The sequence below is a fragment of the Streptomyces sp. NPDC002680 genome (assembly GCF_042889145.1).
In the GTDB taxonomy this organism is placed as follows: Bacteria; Actinomycetota; Actinomycetes; order Streptomycetales; family Streptomycetaceae; genus Streptomyces; species Streptomyces adonidis.
In genome coordinates this window covers 33,616-51,611 of sequence record NZ_JBIAQP010000013.1, presented here as the reverse complement: position 1 = coordinate 51,611, position 17,996 = coordinate 33,616, and the positions used below count along the sequence as shown (strand labels likewise).

Below are 17,996 nucleotides of genomic sequence, written 5' to 3'. Positions count from 1 at the left end.
GCTTGAAGGCGTCGTTGGCCGGTCTTGGCCCGCCCCTCATCTCGTGTACCGACGACCTTCACACCGAGGCCACCAGACCCTTCCGTGCCGTTCGGTACCCCTGGGAAACTCCAGGCGCCCCCATTCCGTCACGTAACGCTCATCGCCGTCATCAGGACGAGAGGCCCTTCACCCATGCCCGAAGTCAACCGGCGCCGCTTCCTCCAACTCGCGGGCGCGACCACGGCGTTCACCGCGCTCTCCAGCAGCATCGAGCGTGCCGCCGCCCTTCCCGCGCACCATCGCACCGGCACGATCGAGGACGTCGAGCACATCGTCGTCCTGATGCAGGAGAACCGGTCCTTCGACCACTACTTCGGTGCGCTGCGCGGAGTGCGGGGCTTCGGCGACCCGCATCCGGTCACCCTGGACAACGGCAAGTCGGTCTGGCACCAGTCGGACGGCACCAAGGACCTGCTGCCCTTCCACCCGGAGGCCGACGACCTCGGCATGCAGTTCCTGGAGGGCCTCCCGCACTCCTGGCCCGACGGTCACGCCGCGTACAACGGCGGCAAGTACGACAAGTGGGTGCCCGCGAAGGGCGCCACGACCATGGCGTACCTGACCCGCGAGGACATCCCGTTCCACTACGCGCTCGCGGACAAGTTCACGGTCTGCGACGCCTACCACTGCTCGTTCATCGGCTCCACCGACCCCAACCGCTACTACATGTGGACGGGTTACACCGGCAACGACGGCAAGGGCGGCGGCCCGGTCCTCGGCAACGACGAGGTCGGCTACGACTGGACGACCTACCCCGAGCGGCTGGAGGGGGCCGGGGTCTCCTGGAAGATCTACCAGGACATCGGCGACGGTCTGGACGCGGCCGGCTCCTGGGGCTGGATCCAGGACGCCTACCGCGGCAACTACGGCGACAACTCGCTCCTCTACTTCAACAAGTACCGCAACGCCAAGGCGGGCGACCCCTGGTACGACAAGGCCCGCACCGGCACCGACGTGAAGAACGGCGACGGCTACTTCGACCGCCTGAAGGCCGACGTCAAGGCGGGCACGCTCCCGCAGATCTCCTGGATCGCCGCCCCCGAGGCGTTCTCCGAGCACTCCAACTGGCCCTCGAACTACGGCGCCTGGTACATCTCGCAGGTGCTGGACGCGCTCACCTCCAACCCCGAGGTCTGGGCGAAGACGGCGCTGTTCATCACGTACGACGAGAACGACGGCTTCTTCGACCACCTCGTACCGCCGCTGCCGCCGAAGTCCGCCGCGCAGGGCAAGTCCACGGTCGACGTGACGCTGGACCTCTACAAGGGCGACGCGAGCCGGGTGGCCGGTCCGTACGGTCTCGGCCCGCGCGTGCCCATGCTGGTCGTCTCGCCCTGGAGCAAGGGCGGTTACGTCTGTTCCGAGACCCTGGACCACACCTCGATCGTGCGGTTCATGGAGGAGCGCTTCGGGGTTCGCGAGCCCAACATCTCGCCCTGGCGCCGGGCGATCTGCGGCGACCTCACCGCCGCCTTCGACTTCTCCCGCAAGGACGCGCACCCGGTCCCGCTGCCGGAGACCGACGGCTACGAGCCGCAGGACCGCGACCGCCACCCCGACTACAAGCCCACCCCGCCGGCCGACCCGCGCATGCCCCGCCAGGAACGCGGCACCCGTCCGGCCCGCCCGCTCAAGTACGCCCCGTACGTGGACGGTTCGGCCGACCCGACGGCCGGAAAGTACACGCTCGCCTTCGCCTCCGGCAGCCACGCGGGCGCCGCCTTCGTGGTGACGTCAGGCAACCGCACCGACGGCCCCTGGCACTACACCACCGAGGCCGGCAAGACCGTCTCCGACACCTGGAACTCGGCCTACTCCAAGGACGTGTACGACCTGACGGTGCACGGCCCGAACGGCTTCCTGCGGGTCTTCAAGGGCCGGGGCAAGGGCGCCGCCGGACCCGAGGTGACCGCACGGCACGTCGGCGACGACGTCGAGCTGACCCTCACCAACAAGGGCTCCGGAACGGTGGAGTTGACGGTGAGCAACGGGTACGGGGGACAGGCCCGCAAGATCAAGGTGCGGTCCGGGGCGACCGTACGGCACCGGGTGGACCTGGGCGCCAGCAGGCGGTGGTACGACCTGACGGTCACCTCCCGCGCGGACGCGTCGTTCCTGCGCCGGTTCGCCGGGCACGTGGAGAACGGCCGGGTGGGCGTGAGCGATCCGGCGATAGCCGCCTGCTGACGCGGCCTGTCGGGAGGGCGGAGAGTGGGCCGGGGTGCCTTGACCGGGACATGGTTGTCATCCAGCCATGCCACGGTAGTGTGCCCCGGTGACCACGCAATCGAACATACCTGCAGGTTGGTACCCGGATCCCAACGGAGCCCCCCAGACGCTCCGCTACTGGGACGGATCTCAGTGGACCGACCACACCAATGCCGACCAGCAGCAGGCGCAGCAGCCCCAGGCCCAGCAGCCGCAGGCGGCGCCGGTCCAGCAGCCCCAGCAGGGATTCGGTCAGCCCCAGGGCCAGCCGCAGAAGGGGTTCGGGTCGGCGCAGCCGGCCGCCGGTGCCGATGCGCGGGTCCAGCGGCAGGTGCAGCAGCAGGCCGGGGTCGCGGCGGGCGGGGCCGGTGGCGGGACACTGTTCAGCGAGCCGGTGCTGGTGGTGAACCAGAAGGCCAAGCTGATCGAGCTGACCAACGAGTACAAGGTCATGGACCAACAGGGCAAGGAGCTGGGCTCGGTCGTCCAGGTCGGCCAGAGCGCGCTGAAGAAGATCCTGCGGTTCGTCTCCAGCCTCGACCAGTTCATGACGCACAAGCTGGAGATCCGGGACGCCTACGGGCAGCCGGTGCTGCTGCTGACGCGGCCCCGGAAATTCCTGAAGTCCCGCGTGATCGTGCAGCGCCCGGACGGTTCACCGGTCGGCGAGATCGTCCAGCAGAACATGTTCGGGAAGATCAACTTCGCGATCAATGCGGGTGGTCAGCAGGTCGGCGCGATCAAGGCGGAGAACTGGCGGGCCTGGAACTTCGCGATCGTCGACCACGCGGAGAACGAGGTCGCCCGTATCACCAAGACCTGGGAAGGTCTGGCGAAGACGATGTTCACGACCTCGGACAACTACGTCCTGCAGATCCACTACCAGCTGCCCGAGCCCCTGCTGAGTCTGGTGGTGGCGACAGCGCTGACGGTCGACACGGCGCTGAAGCAGGATTCACGCGGTCTGGGCTGACGGGGGCTGTTCACGGCTGACGGGGTGGTTCGGTCGGTTCACAGGGGCCGACCGAAGTCACTGTTCACGGGCGTGTCGATGGCGGCCGCCGGTTCACAGAGACCGGTCGGTTCACAGGTGTCGGCCGGTTCACGGAGGGGCGTGGTGGCCCGGCTCCGCGGCGTGTTCACAATGACCGGTCAGTTCACAGAGACCGGCCGGTTCGCAGAGGTGTGAGGGGCCCGGCCTCCGAGGTCGGTTCACAGGAACCGGTCGGTTCACAACGAAGTGAGGTGTCCCGGCTCCGATGGTTGCCGGGGCATCAACGACGGTTCGTACGGCGCCGGATGGGCCGGGTGGGCCTCCAGCGCGAGGACCGACGCCACCGGGTGCTCTTCGTCGTCCAGGACCGAGACCTCCACCGTGGCCGGAATCGGGGCGGACACCGCGACCGGGTCCGGTGTCGACCGTGACAGCGTCACCACACCCCACCCCGCGAGCCCCGCGCCCGCCAGTGCCAGCAGCAGGCCCGCCGCCCCGCCCTGGAGCCGCTCGCCGAGCAGCGTCAGGCCGATGACCGCCGCCGCGACCGGATTGGCCAGCGTCACCAGGGCCAACGGGCCGCCGAGGCCGCCCCGGTAGGCGGTCTGGGACAGGATCAGACCGCCCGCCGCGAACGCCGAGACCAGCAGAGCCACCCCGATGACCTGCCAGCCGGGCAGCGCACCCGAGCCTTCCGTCGCCGCCACCGTCACCGTCTGGGTGAGCGCCGAGGCCACCCCGGACGCGATGCCGGACGCGCTCGCGTGCCGCAGCCCGGGCTTGGCACCGGGGCGGGCCAATACCCCGATCAGCACCATCGTCGTACCGGCGACCGCGAGGGCCTCCGGGAGACTCAGCACGTCGTCGGGCGCCGGACCGGACGCCGTGACCAGGATCGCCGCCAGACCGAGCAGCGTCAGGGCGGTGCCGCGCCACTCCACCGCGCTGACCCGCCGCCCGGCGATCCGCGCGCCCAGCGGCACCGCGGCGACCAGGGTGAGCGCGCCCAGCGGCTGCACCACCGTGAGCGGGCCGTACTTGAGGGCGACCACGTGCAGCAGCGCGCCCGACGCGTTGAGCAGCACCGAGCCCCACCAGGCGCCGGTCGCCAACAGCCGTCGTATCCCCGCGTCGGCGTTGCGGGAGGCGAGGCGTTCCTGGGCGACGGCCGCGGCGGCGTAGGCGACGGCGGAGAGAAGGGAGAGGGCGACGGCGACGAGGGTGGCGGTGTTCATCTGCCTGCCCCCAGTCCCGCGCCCACGAGGGCGGGCTCGTCGGCCGGGGCGAGCCTGCTGCCCTGGCCCTGTCCGGCCGTCGACTCGGTGCGGTGCGGCAGGTGGACGACCGCGAGGGCGATGCCCAGCAGGGCCGACGCCACGATCGCGTCGAGCCAGTAGTGGTTCGCCGTACCGACGATGACCACCAGCGTCACCAGCGGATGCAGCAGCCACAGCCAGCGCCAGCGGGAGCGGGTCGCGACGATCAGGCCGATCGCCACCATCAGGGCCCAGCCGAAGTGCAGCGACGGCATCGCGGCGAACTGGTTGGACAGGGTGTCGGCCTCGGGGGAGGCGCCGTAGACCGTGGGCCCGTACACCTGGCCGGTGTCGACGAGGCCGGCCGCGCCCAGCAGCCGGGGCGGGGCCAGCGGGAAGATGAGGTGGATGACCAGGGCGGCCCCGGTGACCACGGCGAGGACCCGGCGGGCCCAGACGTAGTGGGTGGGGCGCCGCAGGTAGAGCCAGACCAGGAAGGCGGCGGTGGCCGGAAAGTGCACGGTCGCGTAGTAGGTGTTCGCGACGTGGACCGCGGTGTCGCTGTGCAGCAGCATCGACTGCACGGCGCCCTCGCCGGGGAGGTGGAGGGCGCGCTCCCAGTCCCAGACGCGGGTCGCGTTGTGGAAGGCCTCGGCGGTGTGTCCCGTCGCCAGCTGCCTGCCGAACTTGTAGACGAGGAACAGGCCTGCGACCAGCAGGAGTTCACGGACGAGCGGCGGCCGTCGTATACCGGCGGGTTCCGCCTTGGCAGGCGCGGTGCGGGCTTCCATCCCCCGACCCCTATCGGTAGTGCGTTTATGGGCGTGAACTCGTCTGTACGGGTGCTCCGCTCATCGATACGTTGGTGTACCGATACGAGAGTGTACCGAAACGAATCCGTTCCGGTACACTGGCGTATCGATGGACTTACGCCACACTGGAATCGGGAATAAGCCACAGAGCGGCCCGACACGAACGACAGAAGCGACAGGAACGAGGAGTGCGGTCATGACGTCGCAGGCAGCGGAGGGACCGGAACCGGTCGTCGCCTCCCGCCGCTCCAAGATCACGCCGGAGCGTGAGCAGGAGTACTTCGACGCCGTGCTCCTCCAGATCCGCGAGTGCGGATACGAGGCGCTGACCATGGAGGGCGTCGCCGCCAGCGCGCGCTGCAGCAAGTCGACGCTCTACCGGCAGTGGAAGACGAAGCCGCAGTTCGTTGCCGCCGCGCTGCGCGCCAACCGGGGCTGCCGCTTCGCCGCCGTCGACACGGGGTCCCTCGCCGGGGACCTGCGCGCGGCGGCGCGGGTGTCGGGCGAGCGGTCGGGGCAGGACACCCAGCTGATGCAGGCCCTCGGTCATGCCGCCATGCAGGACCCGGAGCTTCAGCAGGCGCTGCGCGAGGCGCTGGTCGAGCCGGAGCTGGCCGCGTTCCGCGAGATGATCCTGCGCGCGGTCGAGCGGGGCGAGATCGCGGCCGACCATCCGGCGCTGGAGTACGTACCGGCGCAGATGCTGGGCGTGCTGCGGGTCCGCCCGGTCCTGGAGGGTCAGTACGCCGACCCGGAGTATCTGGTCAGATTCGTGGACGCCGCGGTGCTGCCCGCGCTCGGCGTCACCTGAGACGCAGGCCGCCGCCCGTGGCATGACCGGACGGTGACCTGTTCGCGCCGACCCGTGGGGACGGGGGCGGCGCGCACCCCCCGGCCGGGTGGGGTTCCTCTTGAGCGGAGAGGCGCTCCACCCGGCCGATCCATTCGGTCACACGTTCTGCCCGCTGCCGTCTCCGGACGAGACCTTGATGCCGGCGGTGATCTCGTCGATCACCGACTCCTTCTGGTCGGCGTCGACCCCGAACCGGACGACGACGATCTGCTGCGGGTTGGCGGGCGCGGGGAAGGCGAGCGACTCGACGAACCCGTCGGCGCCCTTGCTCGTGATCGCCTTCCAGCGGACCAGATAGCCCTTCTGCCCGGCCACGGTCACCGCCTTGGAGGCCAGCACCTCGTGCGAGGTGATCTTCCCGTAGGTCGTACCGCCGTACGACTCCTCGGCGTTGGCCTCGATGTCCGCCTTGGCGACCGCCTCGGCGGTGCTGCCCGAGGTGCCGAGCGCCAGTGCGGGCGCCGAGTACGCCCCGCCCTTCGTGCAGTTCTTCGTCGTGTCGCCCGGGCACTTGTACGAGCTGTCCGAGGTCACCTGCCCGCCCACGCTGAGCGACTGGCCGTACCAGCCGTCGGGGATCGGGAGGCTGATCCCGTTGACCGAGTCGGGCACGGACCCGCTGTCGATCCTCGGGCTCTCCGAGGGCTCGGACTGCTGGGGATCCGGCGTCTGTCCGCCCGAACCGCCGCCGGTGCCACCACCGGGCCCGCCCTGACCGCCACCGCTCTGGCCACCGGGCCCACCCTGCCCACCGGTGCCGCCCTGACCACCGGGCACCTGCGAGCCGACATTGCTGCCGCTGCCGCCGTCGTCCTTGGTCAGCGCGTACACACCGCCGCCTATCCCGGCGAGGACGGCTATCGCCACCGCGACGGCGATGCCGGTGCGCAGCCCGCGCCGCGTGCCGGTGTCCGTCGGCGAATGGTCCGGGTATACCGGATACGCCCCGCCGGCGGCCAGCACCGGTGGACCCCAGGCGGCGGCCGAGCCGTCGGGACGGGTCTGTTCCGTCCATGTCTTACCGTCCCACCAGCGCTCGGTGGCGGGGCCGTCACTTGTCTGCCCGGGGTCGGGGTACCAGCCGGGAGGAGTCTCCTGCGTCATGCCCCCACCGTATGAGGCCCGGGTGAAAGCCGGATGAGAGGAGTCGCCTTTCCTCGGGGAAAGGCGCAGAAAGGCGGGCCAAGATCCCGAGATAGCGGGATACGGGAGGTCGGGCGCCGTCCGCCGGCAGCCGCAGCGGGGACTTCTGGCCGCCGGGGGGAGCCGCGCCCGTCCCGGCTGGGGGATGCTCGGGCGTCGGGCGCTGGTGCTTTCCGGGCTGGTGTCCGGGTAGCCGCGTAGGTGGGCGGAGGTCCCGGGACGGCGAGGGGCAGGCCCTCTCGACCACCAGCCGCACAGGCGCCGTTCCGCCCGCCGACGGCAGTCGCAGGCCCTCCCGGCCGGGTGTGTGCGAGGTCGTGGGTGGCCGGGAGTTCGAAGCCGCGAAAGCGTGCGCCTGCGTCGTGGGGGAGTGCAGCCCCGGCTCGGCGGGTGGTCAGGCCTCGTCCACCATCAGTCGCACTGGCGTCTTCTCCGCCGTCGGCGGCAGTCGCAGGCCCTCCCGGCCGGGTGTGTGCGAGGTCGTGGGTGGCCGGGAGTTCGAAGCCGCGAAAGCGTGCGCCTGCGTCGTGGGGGAGTGCAGCCCCGGCTCGGCGGGTGGTCAGGCCTCGTCCACCATCAGTCGCACTGGCGCCTTCTTCGCCGCCGGGGGCAGTCGCAGGCCCTCCCGGCCCGGGGTGATCGAGCCGAGGATGCTCGGGTGGTGGGCGCCGGTGCTGTTCGGGTGGGTGCCCGGTAGGCCGTGGGCCGTCAGGAAGCCGAGGATCGCGAAGGCGTAGGCCTCCTTGGCGGTGGACGGCAGGCCCAGTTCGTCCGAGGTGCGTAGTGGCAGCGCCGGCAGGCGGGCTTCGAGCATTGCCATCAGTACGGGGTTGCGGGTGCCGCCGCCCGACGCGATCACCTCTGTCGCGCCCACCGTGCGAACGGCGTCCGCGACCGTGCGGGCCGTCAGCATCGTCAGCGTGGCGATCACGTCCTCGGCGGACAGGGTGCCCAGACCGGCCAGAGCGTCCTGGAGGTAGCCGAGGTGGAACAGCTCCTTGCCGGTGGTGCGGGGCGCGGGCAGCGCGTAGTACGGCTCGTCCAACAGGCGTCGCAGCAGCGGGCCGTGGACTGTGCCCCGGGCGGCCAGGGCGCCCTCGGCGTCGTACGTGAGCCTGCCGCCGCTGAAGCCCTTCGTCGCCGCGTCGATCAGCGCGCAGCCCGGTCCGGTGTCGAAGGCGGTGCCGTCCGGGGCGGTGAGGTTGGCGATGCCGCCGATGTTCAGGGCGACGGGGGTGCCCGGTCGGCCGCGCAGCCACAGCAGGTCGACCAGGCTGACCAGCGGGGCGCCCTGGCCGCCGGCGGCGATGTCGCGCGGGCGGAAGTCGGCGACCACGGGCAGTCCCGTCGCCTCGGCGATCCAGGCCGGTTGGCCGAGTTGGAGCGTGCCGTGCGCCCGCCCGGCATCCACCCAGTGGTACATGGTCTGGCCGTGCGAGGCGATCAACTCCGCCTTCCCGCCGCAGAGTTCGTGCATTGCGTGGACGGCCGCCCTCGCGAAGGCCTGCCCGATCCGGGTGTCGAGGCGGCACACCTCGGACAGGGAGGTGGCGGCCGGGGGCAGTGCCGCCGTCAGCGCCTCCCGCAGTTCGGCGTCGTACGGCTCGCTCACCATTCCCAGCGGGCGCAGTACGAGGCTGTCGCCGACGAGGGTCAACTCGGCCGCCGCCGCGTCGATGGCGTCGTACGACGTCCCGGACATCAGACCGATCACCCGCATGCCCTCAACCCGCCTTTCCGGCAACGACCTTGGGGGAGGCGGCGAGCGCGAGCACGCTCACCGCGCACACCGTCGCCGCGTAGTACGCGGGGATGTCCACGTTCCCCGTCCGCTTCACCGTCTCCGTGATGATCAGGCCCGCGCACCCCGAGAACACCGCGTTGGAGAGGGCGTAGGCGAGACCGAGGCCCGTCCAGCGCGCGCTCGTCGGGAACAGCTCGGCGAGCATCGCCGGGCCCGGACCCGCCATCAGCCCGACCACCGCGCCCGCCCCGAACACCGCGACCCCCTTCACCGCGTTCGAAGTACCCGCGTCCTGAAGGAGGTTGAGCAGCGGCACCGCCAGGACCACCACCAGCGCCGCCCCGGCCAGCATCACCGGCCGCCGCCCCACCCGGTCGCTGAACCAGCCCGCCGGGACGATCGTCGCCGCGAACCCCACATTGGCCAACACCGTGGCGAGCAGCGCCTGTTGGAAACTCGCGTGCAGGGTGCTCTGGAGGTAGGAGGGGAGCACGACGAGGAAGGTGTACCCGGCGGCGGCCCAGCCCATGATCCGCCCGGCGCCGATCGCGACGGCCCGTGCCACCTCGCGGGCCGGCGGGCTCTGCGCGACCGGCGCCCGTGCGAAGGCGGGTGTCTCGTCCAGCCGCAGTCTCAGCCACAGCGCGCCCAGCCCCAGCGGCAGCGTCAGCAGGAACGGCAACCGCCAGCCCCAGTCGCCCAGTTGGGCCTCGGTGAGCAGCGTGGCGAGCAGTGCCGCCACGCCCGCCCCGGCCAGCAGCCCCAGCGCCACCGTGAACGACTGCCACGACCCGTACAGCCCGCGCCGCCCCGGTGGCGCGAACTCGGTCATCAAGGAGACCGCGCCCCCGAACTCCCCGCCCGCCGACAGCCCTTGGACCACCCGGAGCAGCGTCAGCAGCCAGGGCGCGAGGGCGCCGACCGTGTCGTACGTCGGCAGCGCGCCGATCAGCGTCGTGGCGCCCGTCATCAGCGCGATCACCAGGATCAGCACCGGCCGCCGGCCGATCCGGTCGCCCAGCCGGCCGAACACGGCCGCGCCCACCGGCCGGAAGAAGAACGCCAGTGCGAAGGACGCATAAGTCTTCACCAGCGCCTCACCTTCGCTCCCGCCCTCCGGGGTGAAGAAGCGGGCCGCGATCACCGTCGCGAAGTAGCCGTAGACGCCGAACTCGTACCACTCGATGAAGTTCCCCACCGAGCCTGCGAACAGGGCTCTGCGGGACTGCTCCGACCGGGGGGTCCGCAGGTCGGGGGCGGGCGCCGGCGCGCTCATGGAGATCCTTTCCGGGGGCGCGGACAGAGCGGTCGAGGGGGCGCGACAAGGGGCGGATGTGCGCCCGCCGCGACGGAAAATTAGCTTCATTTCAGGGGCTGTTGACTGTCAATAACTTTCACGACCGCTGGTGGCGGGCCCGCCGCGTCGCCCTGCCGCACTCCCTGTCACTCGTCCCGGCAACACCTGCGCGGACCCGCCTCCACTTCGGCAGCCGGACGGCTAGTCTCAAGTTCTGTACGTCGTTCAGGCGATACCGGGGAGGTAGCGGGATGACGGAGGAACGGCCCGGGACGGCCGGCTCTGCCGCCCTGTGGGAGCGCGACACACAACTCGCCGCCGCCGAGCGGGCGATCGACGCCCTGTGCGCCGACGCCGCCTCCTCGGGCAGCCTGCTGCTCCTCACCGGCGAGGCGGGCCTCGGCAAGACCGCGCTGATGGCCGAAACCCGGCGCCTCGCCGAGCGGCGCAACTGCACGGTGTGGTCGGCGCGCGGCGGCGAGACCCTCAAGTCGGTCCCCTTCAACGTCGTACGCCAACTGCTGCAGCCCGCGCTCCTGTCGCTGATGCCGGAGGAGGCCCGCGAATACCTGGGCGACTGGTACGACATCGCCGGCCCCGCCCTCGGTATCTCGGAACCCGGCGACCGCATGGCCGACCCGCAGGGCGTGTGCGACGGCCTGGTCGCGGCCGTACGACGGCTCGCCAAGCGCGACTGGCCGCTCGTCCTGCTCATCGACGACGCCCACTGGGCCGACCAGGAGACCCTGCGCTGGCTGGCCGCGTTCGCCGAGCGGCTCGACGACCTGTCCGTCCTGGTCGTGGTCGCCCGCAGGCCCGACGAGGCCACTGGCGACCGCGCCGACCACCTGGAGGCGATCGCCAGGACGGCGGTCGGCCCCGTCGCCGCGCTCGACGCCCTGACCCCGGCAGCCGCCGCCGGCCTCACCCGCGCCACCCTCGGCCCGCACGCCGACGGCCCGTTCTGCCGCGAGGTGTGGGCGGTCACCGCGGGCAACCCGTACGAGACCGTAGAACTCCTCGCCAAGGTCCAGGACGCCGGACTGGCCCCCGTCGAGGCGTCCTGCGGAAGCCTGCGCGAACTCAACAACTCGGCGCGCGGCGGCGGCCTCGTCGCCCGTCTCCAGGAACTGGGCCTCGCGGCCACCCGCTTCGCCCAGGCGGCGGCCATTCTCGGCTCGGGCATCAGGGTGGACCTCGTGGCCCGGCTGGCCACCCTGGGTCCCAACGAGGCCTACCGCTGCGCCAACCTCCTCTGCACCGAACGCATCCTCACCGAACCCGATCTGACGGCAGGTCAAGTCATCGACAGCGAGCTGGAGTTCGTCCACCCGCTGATCGCCACCGCCGTGTACGACTCCATCCCGGACGGCATGCGCACCGCCATGCACGGCATCGCCGCCCAGGTCGTCACGGAGTCCGGCAAGGGTGCCGCAGCGGCCTCCCGTCACCTCCTGCACGTCTATCCGGACGACGACGAGGAACTCGTCGACCAGCTCCGAGAGGCGGCCCGCGAACACCAGGCGGTCGGCGCACCGGACGCGGCCCGCAGCTGTCTGGAGCGCGCCCTGCTGGAACCGCCCCGCCCCGAGAGCCACGCGCACGTCCTCTACGAACTGGGCTGCGTCACCCTCCTCACCTCGCCCGCCACCACCATCGGACACCTCCAGACCGCACTCGCGCTGCCCGGCCTGGAGGGCGCCCTGCGGGTCGACGCGATCGTCCGTCTCTCCCAGGCCCTGCTGCACAACAACCAGATGGAGGAAGCGGTCCGCACGGTCGAGGAGGAGGCCGCCCGGCACCAGCCCGGCCCCGCCCGTATGCGGTTGCAGGGCGCGCAGTTCATGCTGGAGTGCCTCCATGGGGGCGACGCGCCCGCGCCGGGCCGCTCCGAGCGTCTCGCCGAGCTGGCCCGCCCCTGCACCGGCCGGGACAACTCCGAGCGCGCGCTGCTCATGCTGCGCGGCTTCGACGCCATGGCCCACGGCGAGAACGCCGAGGAGGTCGTCGAGGTGTGCGACCGCACCCTCGTCAACGGCCGCCTCGCCCCCGGACTCGGCTGGACCGACCCCGAGTGGGGCATCGAACTGCTGCTGATGCTGGCCTGCTCGTACGCCTACACCGACCGTCTCGACCGCGCCGAGGCCCTCTACAACGAGGCCCTGCGTGCCTACGAGGCGGCGGGCTGGAGCGGCGGCCACCTCTCCCTCGCCCATGCGTACGTCGGTCTCGGGCACCGCAGGCGGGGCCGGCTCAGAGAGGCCGAGACCTCCCTGCGCGAGTCCCTGCGCCTCGCCGAACGCGTCGGGCGCGGGCTGCCCCTGTACTGGTCGGCGACCTGCAACCTCGTCGACACGCTGCTCGCCCGCGGCCATGTCCAGGAGGCCTGGACCGTTGCCGAGCAGTACGGCTTCGCCCCGCCCTACCCGTCCACCATCGTGCTGCCCGAACCCCGTGCCGTACGCGGCCGGTTGCTCCTCGCCGTCGGCCGCACCAAGGAGGGCATCAACGAACTGGAGGCCGCGGAGAAGGCGGCGACCGCGCGGGGCTTCCACAACCCGGTGCTCGCCACCTGGGCCGTCGACCTCGCCCGGGCCCTGGCGACGGAGGACCCGCTCCGGGCCGCCCAACTGGCCGCCGACGCCCGCCGGCACGCCGAACACTTCGGCACGGACACCGCCATCGGCGAGGCCCTCCGCTGCCTGGCGAGCCTGGAGACCGGCCAGCGGGCGGTCCGGCTGGCCGCCCAGGCGGTCGCCTACCTGGAGGCGTCGCCCTGCCAGTACGAACACGCGGCGGCCCGCGTCGAGTACGGCATCCTCGCCCGCTCGGTCTCCGAGATCCAACGCGGCCTGACCCTGGCCAAGTCGTGCGGCGCCGACGGCCTGGTGGCCCAGGCGAGGGATGTCCTGGAGACGGGCCGGGGCCTGCGCTGACCGACGAGGCGCCCGGTACGGGGGTCAGACCCGGAGCAACTGCTCCGTGACCTTCTCCAGGCGCCTCCGCACTCCCTCGTCGTAGGCCTCCTCGTGCGCCCGCGCCGGGCTCGTACCGTCGAAGTAGCGCCCGCTGCCCGACTCCCGGGTCACCAGCGCGAGAACGCCCGCCGCGCCGTCGGCGACGCTCGACCAGGGGGTGACACCGGCCTCGCGGACCATCGTGGTGTCCATGTAGGTGGCCGGGTGCAGCACATTGACGGAGATGTCCCGGGCCGCCAACTCCTCGGCCAGGGTGAAGGTGTGGGCGGCGAGCGCGAACTTGCTGCGGACGTACGCCGTGGTTCCGCTGTAGCCGCGGGTGAGTTCGGGATCGGCGAGGTCGAGGGGCGCCTGACCGGCCGAGCCGACGTTCACGATCCGCGAGGGCGCGCCCGCGCGCAGCGCCGGCAGCAGGGCGCGGGTCAGGACGACCGGTGCGAGATAGTTCACCGCGAGCCGCAACTCGTGCCCGTCGGCGCTCAGTTCACGTCCCGAGCCGCGCGGACCGGCCCCGACGCCCGCGTTGTTGACGAGCACGTCGAGACTCGGGTGCGCGGCCGAGACCTCGGCGCCCAGTTTCCGCACGGCGGCCAGCGAGGCCAGGTCCGCGACGAACCCCTCGGCCGCGCCCTCGGTCCGCAGCTCCATCACGAGTTGCTCGGTGCGGCCGGGGTCGCGCCCGTGGGCGAGCACGGTGTGACTGGAGCGGACCAGCTCGAAGGCGACGTACCGGCCGAGCCCCGAAGTGGCGCCGGTGATCAGAACAGTGGACATGTCTCCACGGTAGGCACGGGAGGCAGGCGCGTACGAGATGCTGCTGGGACTACGACCGGCAGGGTCACCCTTCCGCGGCGTCCTCCTCGGCCAGGACGCGCTGCGCCGCCGCGAACGCCGAGTTGGCCGCCGGAACCCCGCAGTACACGGCCGTCTGGAGCAGCACCGCGCCGATCTCCTCGGGGGTGAGGCCGTTGCGGCGAGCGGCCCGGACATGCATCGCCAGCTCGTCGTAGTGGCCGTGGGCGACCAGCGCGGTGAGCGTGATCATGCTGCGCTCGCGCCGGGTGAGCGTAGGGTCGGTCCAGATCTCGCCCCACGCGTAGCGCGAGATGAAGTCCTGGAAACGGGCCGTGAAGGGCGTCTGCCGCGACTGCGCCCGGTCCACGTGCGCGTCGCCGAGCACCTGCCGCCGCACATCCATGCCCCGCCGGGCGACCGTCCCGAAGTGCGGGCGCAGCGCGGCCAGTACGGCCTCCGGGCACTGCGCGACCGCCAGATGCGAGGCGCCCGGCAGCTCGACGAGCGTGGCGCCCAGCACGGCGTCCGCGATCTCCCGCAGATGGGCCGGGGGAGTGGCCGGATCCTGCCGCCCGGCGACGAGCAGCGTGGGCACGCCGATCTCCGCCAGCCGGTCGCGTACGTCGAAGGCGCCCAGCGCGTCGCAGCAGGCGGCGTACGCGTCAGGATCGGCGTTCCGGTGATCCGCCACCAGCTCCGGCACGGTGAAGCCGGACGTGAACCAGCGCGCGTCGGCACTCTCCGCGAGCCCGGCCAGCCCTTCGCTCCGCACCAGTGCGGCCCGCTCCTCCCACGGCTTGCTGCCGTTGAAGTGGGCCGAGGAGCAGAGCACGGCGAGCGAGGACACGCGCTCGGGGTGGTGGAGGGCCAGATGCAGACCGACGGCACCGCCCAACGAGACGCCCGCGTAGGCGAATTGCTCGATCCCGAGCGAGTCGGCGAGCGCCAGCACCAGCGCGGCCAGATCACCGACGGTGGCCCCCGGCCCGATCAGCTCGGGCGCCGAACCCCCGTGCCCCGGCAGGTCCCAGCGGACCACGCGATGCGTGACGGACAGCTCGGGCGCCACCTTGTCCCAGAGGGCGTACGACGTGCCGAGCGAGGGCCCGAGCAGCAGCGGGGGAGCGGTGGCGGAGCCCTCGACGCGGTGGTGCAGCAGTTTGTCGGTCACGGTCGCTCCAGAGCGCGGTCGGTGAGGTCTCCGGCGGAGCCGGTGTAACGGGTGGGGTCGGTGAGGTCGTCGAGGGGGAGATCCTTCAACTCCGGCTCCTCGGCGAGTAGTTCGGCAAGCGTCCGGCCCTCGGAGTAGGTACGGGCGGCCACTTCGGTGAGCAGGGCCTTCGCGCGGGCCCGGCCCAGCACGGGCGCGAGTTCGGCGGCGAGGCGCTCGGAGACGATCAACCCGTGGGTGAGGCCCAGGTGTTGTCGCATGGTGTCCGCGTGGACCCGTAGTCCCGTGGTCAGTTCGGCGGCGTCCAGTGCGGCGCCCCCAGTGACTCGGAGCACCTCCCTGAGCGGCTCCCACTCGGCGTGCCAGGCACCGGCCGGCCGCTCGTCCTCGGCGACGAGAGCGCCGTACAGGGTGGCCGCGAGCTGCGGCGCGCGCCGGGCGGCGGCCGCGATCAGCGTCGACCGTACGGGGTTCGCCTTGTGCGGCATCGCGGACGAACCGCCGCCGCTGCCCTCGGACACCTCGGCGATCTCGGTACGGGCCAGCGTCAGCACATCGGCGGCGATCTTCCCGAGGGCCCCGGCCGTGAAGGCGAGTGCTCCGGCGAGGTCCGCGACCGGGGTGCGCAGGGTGTGCCAGGGCAACACCGGTTCGGCGAGGCCGAGTTCACGGGCGTAGGCCGCGACCAGGGCCTGTGTGTCGGTGGTTCCGAACACCGTGAACGCGGCCAACGTGCCTGCGGCGCCGCCGAGTTGGGCGGGGAGAGTGTGACGTACGGCCGTCAGACGGTCGCGTGCGTCCAGGACCAGCGAGCGCCAGCCCGCCGCCTTCAGGCCGAACGTCGTCGGTACGGCGTGCTGGGTGAGGGTGCGGCCCGGCATCGCGGTGTCGCGGTGGTCGGCGGCGAGCCGGGCGAGGACCTGGGCGGTGCGGTCGAGGTCCGCGAGGATCAGGTCCAGGGTGCGGGCGGCGACCAGCATCGTCGCCGTGTCCAGAATGTCCTGGCTGGTCGCACCCCGGTGGACGTACGGCCCGTACTCCGCGCCGACCGCCGCCGTCAGGTCCGCGACCAGCGGGATCACCGGGTTGCCGCCGGACCGGGCGCGCAGCGCGATCGACCGCACGTCGAAGTCGGACAGGGAGCCTGCCGCTGTGTCCACCGTCTCCGCCGCTTCCGCCGGAGCCAGCCCCAGCCCGGCCTGGGCACGGGTCAGCGCGGCCTCGGCGTCCAGCAGGGCCCGTAGATACGCGGTGTCGCTGGTCGCGGAGGCCGCCGGGGAACCGGCCCACCCGGGGGAGAGCAGGCCGGTGTCGGCGTCGTCGGCGGTAGCGGCATCGGCAGGTGGTGTCACTCGAACTCCAGGAAGACCGTTTCGCCCTCGCCCTGAAGGCGGATGTCGAAACGGTACGTCCGTCGCTCGCCCTCGGCGGCGATCAGCGTGGCGCGCCGCTCGGCCGGCAGGGAGTCGAGCAGCGGGTCGGCGCCGTCCGCCAGATACGCACGTGTGTACAGGTGGTGCAGCAGACCGCGCGCGAAGACGCACACGCTGATGTACGGCAGGCCGGCGTTGCCCGGGGGCAGCGTGTACAGCGCGAAGTGGCCGTCGGCGTCCGTGGCCACCCGCCCGAAGCCCGTGAAGTCGGTGCCGTTGCGGCCCAGGTAGCCGCCCGTCACCGGGTTGCGGCGCAGGGAGCCGGGGGCGCCGGTGAGGGAACCGTCGGGCGCCGCCTGCCAGAACTCCAGCAGGGCGTCCGGGATCGGGTTGCCCTCGCCGTCCAGGACGTACCCATGGAGGGTGATCGTGTCCGGGTGGCCCTTGGGCGCTACCTGCTCGCCCTCGGGGAAGGGGAGCGCGTAGCCGTAGAAGGGGCCGACGGTGTGGGACGGGGTGGGGAGAAGTTTCCCGGGGGAGACGCTCATCAGTCGCGGCCTTCTTCGATCCAGGTGGCGGAGGGACCGTCGAGGACGATGTCCCACTCGTAGCCGAGCGAGAACTCGGGCTGGGACAGGTCGTGGTTGTACTGGGCGACCAGCCGGTCACGGGCGGCTTCGTCGGTCACCGAGCGCAGGATCGGGTCGTAGCGGAACAGTGGGTCGTTCGGGAAGTACATCTGCGTCACGAGCCGCTGCGTGAACGCCGTGCCGAACACCGAGAAGTGGATGTGCGCGGGCCGCCAGGCGTTGGTGTGGTTGCGCCACGGGTACGCGCCCGGCTTGATCGTCGTGAACCTGTACCGTCCCTGATCATCCGTCAGGACCCGCCCCACGCCGGTGAAGTTGGGGTCGAGCGGCGCCGGGTGCTGGTCCCGCAGATGCGCGTACCGGCCGGAGGCGTTGGCCTGCCACAGCTCTATCAACTGCCCGCGCACGGGACGGCCGTTGCTGTCGAGGAGCCGGCCGGAGACGGTGATGCGCTCGCCGAGCGGCTCGCCCTGGTGCTGGACGGTGAGGTCGCTGTCGATGTCGGTGATGTCGGTGGCACCGAACACCGGTCCCGACAGCTCGACCGTCTCCGGGTCCCCACCGTTCACCGCGACCAGCGGCTGTTTCGGGTAGCGCAGCAGCGAACTGCGGTACGGGGCGTAGTCGCGCGGCGGATGGTTCTGTACGGGGGCGCCTTCGGCGACGGCCTTGTCGTAGGCGTCCTGGAGGTCGCCGACCTCGATGTCGATGTCCGACTGGGAGAGAGCCATGGGGAGTTC

General features: G+C 71.9%; 14 protein-coding genes. 4 read left to right on the top strand and 10 right to left on the bottom strand.

Annotated elements, in window-relative coordinates; all coding sequences use genetic code 11:
- Positions 1-174 precede the first annotated feature (174 nt).
- Positions 175-2,229, top strand: a complete 2,055-nt coding sequence (locus tag ACFYXF_RS31320) for a phosphocholine-specific phospholipase C (protein WP_389354653.1) — start codon at positions 175-177, stop codon at positions 2,227-2,229.
- 88 nt (positions 2,230-2,317) lie between these two features.
- Complete coding sequence (locus tag ACFYXF_RS31315) at positions 2,318-3,223, top strand: phospholipid scramblase-related protein (RefSeq protein WP_389354651.1); 906 nt, start codon at positions 2,318-2,320, stop codon at positions 3,221-3,223.
- Between the two features lie 257 nt (positions 3,224-3,480).
- Here the strand turns inward: ACFYXF_RS31315 and ACFYXF_RS31310 are convergent, their stop codons facing one another.
- On the bottom strand, positions 3,481-4,479 hold the full coding sequence (locus ACFYXF_RS31310) for a hypothetical protein (protein ID WP_389354650.1): 999 nt from the start codon (positions 4,477-4,479) through the stop codon (positions 3,481-3,483).
- Positions 4,476-5,291, bottom strand: a complete 816-nt coding sequence (locus tag ACFYXF_RS31305) for a phosphatase PAP2 family protein (RefSeq protein ID WP_389354649.1) — start codon at positions 5,289-5,291, stop codon at positions 4,476-4,478. Before ACFYXF_RS31305 ends, ACFYXF_RS31310 begins: the two co-directional genes overlap by 4 nt.
- A 217-nt stretch (positions 5,292-5,508) precedes the next feature.
- On the opposite strand from ACFYXF_RS31305, the gene ACFYXF_RS31300 reads away from it, so the two are divergent.
- Complete coding sequence (locus tag ACFYXF_RS31300; RefSeq protein WP_389354647.1) at positions 5,509-6,123, top strand: TetR/AcrR family transcriptional regulator C-terminal ligand-binding domain-containing protein; 615 nt, start codon at positions 5,509-5,511, stop codon at positions 6,121-6,123.
- A gap of 138 nt (positions 6,124-6,261) precedes the next feature.
- Here the strand turns inward: ACFYXF_RS31300 and ACFYXF_RS31295 are convergent, their stop codons facing one another.
- From ACFYXF_RS31295 to ACFYXF_RS31285, 3 genes are all read right to left on the bottom strand, one after another.
- Complete coding sequence (locus ACFYXF_RS31295) at positions 6,262-7,269, bottom strand: DUF2510 domain-containing protein (RefSeq protein WP_389354645.1); 1,008 nt, start codon at positions 7,267-7,269, stop codon at positions 6,262-6,264.
- A gap of 598 nt (positions 7,270-7,867) precedes the next feature.
- Complete coding sequence (locus tag ACFYXF_RS31290; RefSeq protein ID WP_389354643.1) at positions 7,868-9,028, bottom strand: anhydro-N-acetylmuramic acid kinase; 1,161 nt, start codon at positions 9,026-9,028, stop codon at positions 7,868-7,870.
- 4 nt (positions 9,029-9,032) lie between these two features.
- Positions 9,033-10,328 (bottom strand): MFS transporter, encoded by a 1,296-nt coding sequence (locus tag ACFYXF_RS31285; RefSeq protein ID WP_389354642.1) that lies wholly within the window; start codon positions 10,326-10,328, stop codon positions 9,033-9,035.
- A 272-nt stretch (positions 10,329-10,600) separates the two neighbouring features.
- Between ACFYXF_RS31285 and ACFYXF_RS31280 the strand changes: the two genes are divergently transcribed.
- Positions 10,601-13,285: an ATP-binding protein gene (locus tag ACFYXF_RS31280; RefSeq protein WP_389354640.1), complete on the top strand. Its 2,685-nt coding sequence runs from the start codon at positions 10,601-10,603 to the stop codon at positions 13,283-13,285.
- Between the two features lie 24 nt (positions 13,286-13,309).
- Here ACFYXF_RS31280 and ACFYXF_RS31275 read toward each other — a convergent pair whose 3' ends face one another.
- The 5 genes from ACFYXF_RS31275 to pcaH form a co-directional block, all read right to left on the bottom strand.
- On the bottom strand, positions 13,310-14,101 hold the full coding sequence (locus ACFYXF_RS31275) for an SDR family NAD(P)-dependent oxidoreductase (RefSeq protein WP_389354639.1): 792 nt from the start codon (positions 14,099-14,101) through the stop codon (positions 13,310-13,312).
- Between the two features lie 64 nt (positions 14,102-14,165).
- On the bottom strand, positions 14,166-15,293 hold the full coding sequence (gene pcaD, locus ACFYXF_RS31270) for a 3-oxoadipate enol-lactonase (RefSeq protein ID WP_389354637.1): 1,128 nt from the start codon (positions 15,291-15,293) through the stop codon (positions 14,166-14,168).
- Positions 15,290-16,645, bottom strand: coding sequence for a 3-carboxy-cis,cis-muconate cycloisomerase (gene pcaB, locus ACFYXF_RS31265; RefSeq protein WP_389354635.1), 1,356 nt, complete (start codon positions 16,643-16,645; stop codon positions 15,290-15,292). The genes pcaD and pcaB overlap by 4 nt, the downstream gene beginning before the upstream one ends.
- Positions 16,642-17,214 carry a protocatechuate 3,4-dioxygenase subunit alpha gene (gene pcaG, locus ACFYXF_RS31260; protein WP_389354633.1) on the bottom strand — a complete coding sequence of 191 codons (573 nt, stop codon included), beginning with the start codon at positions 17,212-17,214 and terminating at the stop codon, positions 16,642-16,644. Before pcaG ends, pcaB begins: the two co-directional genes overlap by 4 nt.
- The gene (gene pcaH, locus ACFYXF_RS31255) at positions 17,214-17,987 is read right to left on the bottom strand and encodes a protocatechuate 3,4-dioxygenase subunit beta (RefSeq protein WP_389354631.1); all 774 of its coding nucleotides are present in this window, start codon (positions 17,985-17,987) and stop codon (positions 17,214-17,216) included. The genes pcaG and pcaH overlap by 1 nt, the downstream gene beginning before the upstream one ends.
- Positions 17,988-17,996: the final 9 nt, after the last annotated feature.

Excerpts from the sequence above, each read along its gene's own strand:
- ACFYXF_RS31320 (WP_389354653.1), top strand. The coding sequence starts at position 175 with ATGCCCGAAGTCAACCGGCGCCGCTTCCTCCAACTCGCGGGCGCGACC.
- ACFYXF_RS31310 (WP_389354650.1), bottom strand. The coding sequence starts at position 4,479 with ATGAACACCGCCACCCTCGTCGCCGTCGCCCTCTCCCTTCTCTCCGCC.
- ACFYXF_RS31305 (WP_389354649.1), bottom strand. The coding sequence starts at position 5,291 with ATGGAAGCCCGCACCGCGCCTGCCAAGGCGGAACCCGCCGGTATACGA.
- ACFYXF_RS31300 (WP_389354647.1), top strand. The coding sequence starts at position 5,509 with ATGACGTCGCAGGCAGCGGAGGGACCGGAACCGGTCGTCGCCTCCCGC.
- ACFYXF_RS31295 (WP_389354645.1), bottom strand. The coding sequence starts at position 7,269 with ATGACGCAGGAGACTCCTCCCGGCTGGTACCCCGACCCCGGGCAGACA.
- ACFYXF_RS31290 (WP_389354643.1), bottom strand. The coding sequence starts at position 9,028 with ATGCGGGTGATCGGTCTGATGTCCGGGACGTCGTACGACGCCATCGAC.
- ACFYXF_RS31285 (WP_389354642.1), bottom strand. The coding sequence starts at position 10,328 with ATGAGCGCGCCGGCGCCCGCCCCCGACCTGCGGACCCCCCGGTCGGAG.
- ACFYXF_RS31280 (WP_389354640.1), top strand. The coding sequence starts at position 10,601 with ATGACGGAGGAACGGCCCGGGACGGCCGGCTCTGCCGCCCTGTGGGAG.
- ACFYXF_RS31275 (WP_389354639.1), bottom strand. The coding sequence starts at position 14,101 with ATGTCCACTGTTCTGATCACCGGCGCCACTTCGGGGCTCGGCCGGTAC.
- pcaG (WP_389354633.1), bottom strand. The coding sequence starts at position 17,214 with ATGAGCGTCTCCCCCGGGAAACTTCTCCCCACCCCGTCCCACACCGTC.
- pcaH (WP_389354631.1), bottom strand. The coding sequence starts at position 17,987 with ATGGCTCTCTCCCAGTCGGACATCGACATCGAGGTCGGCGACCTCCAG.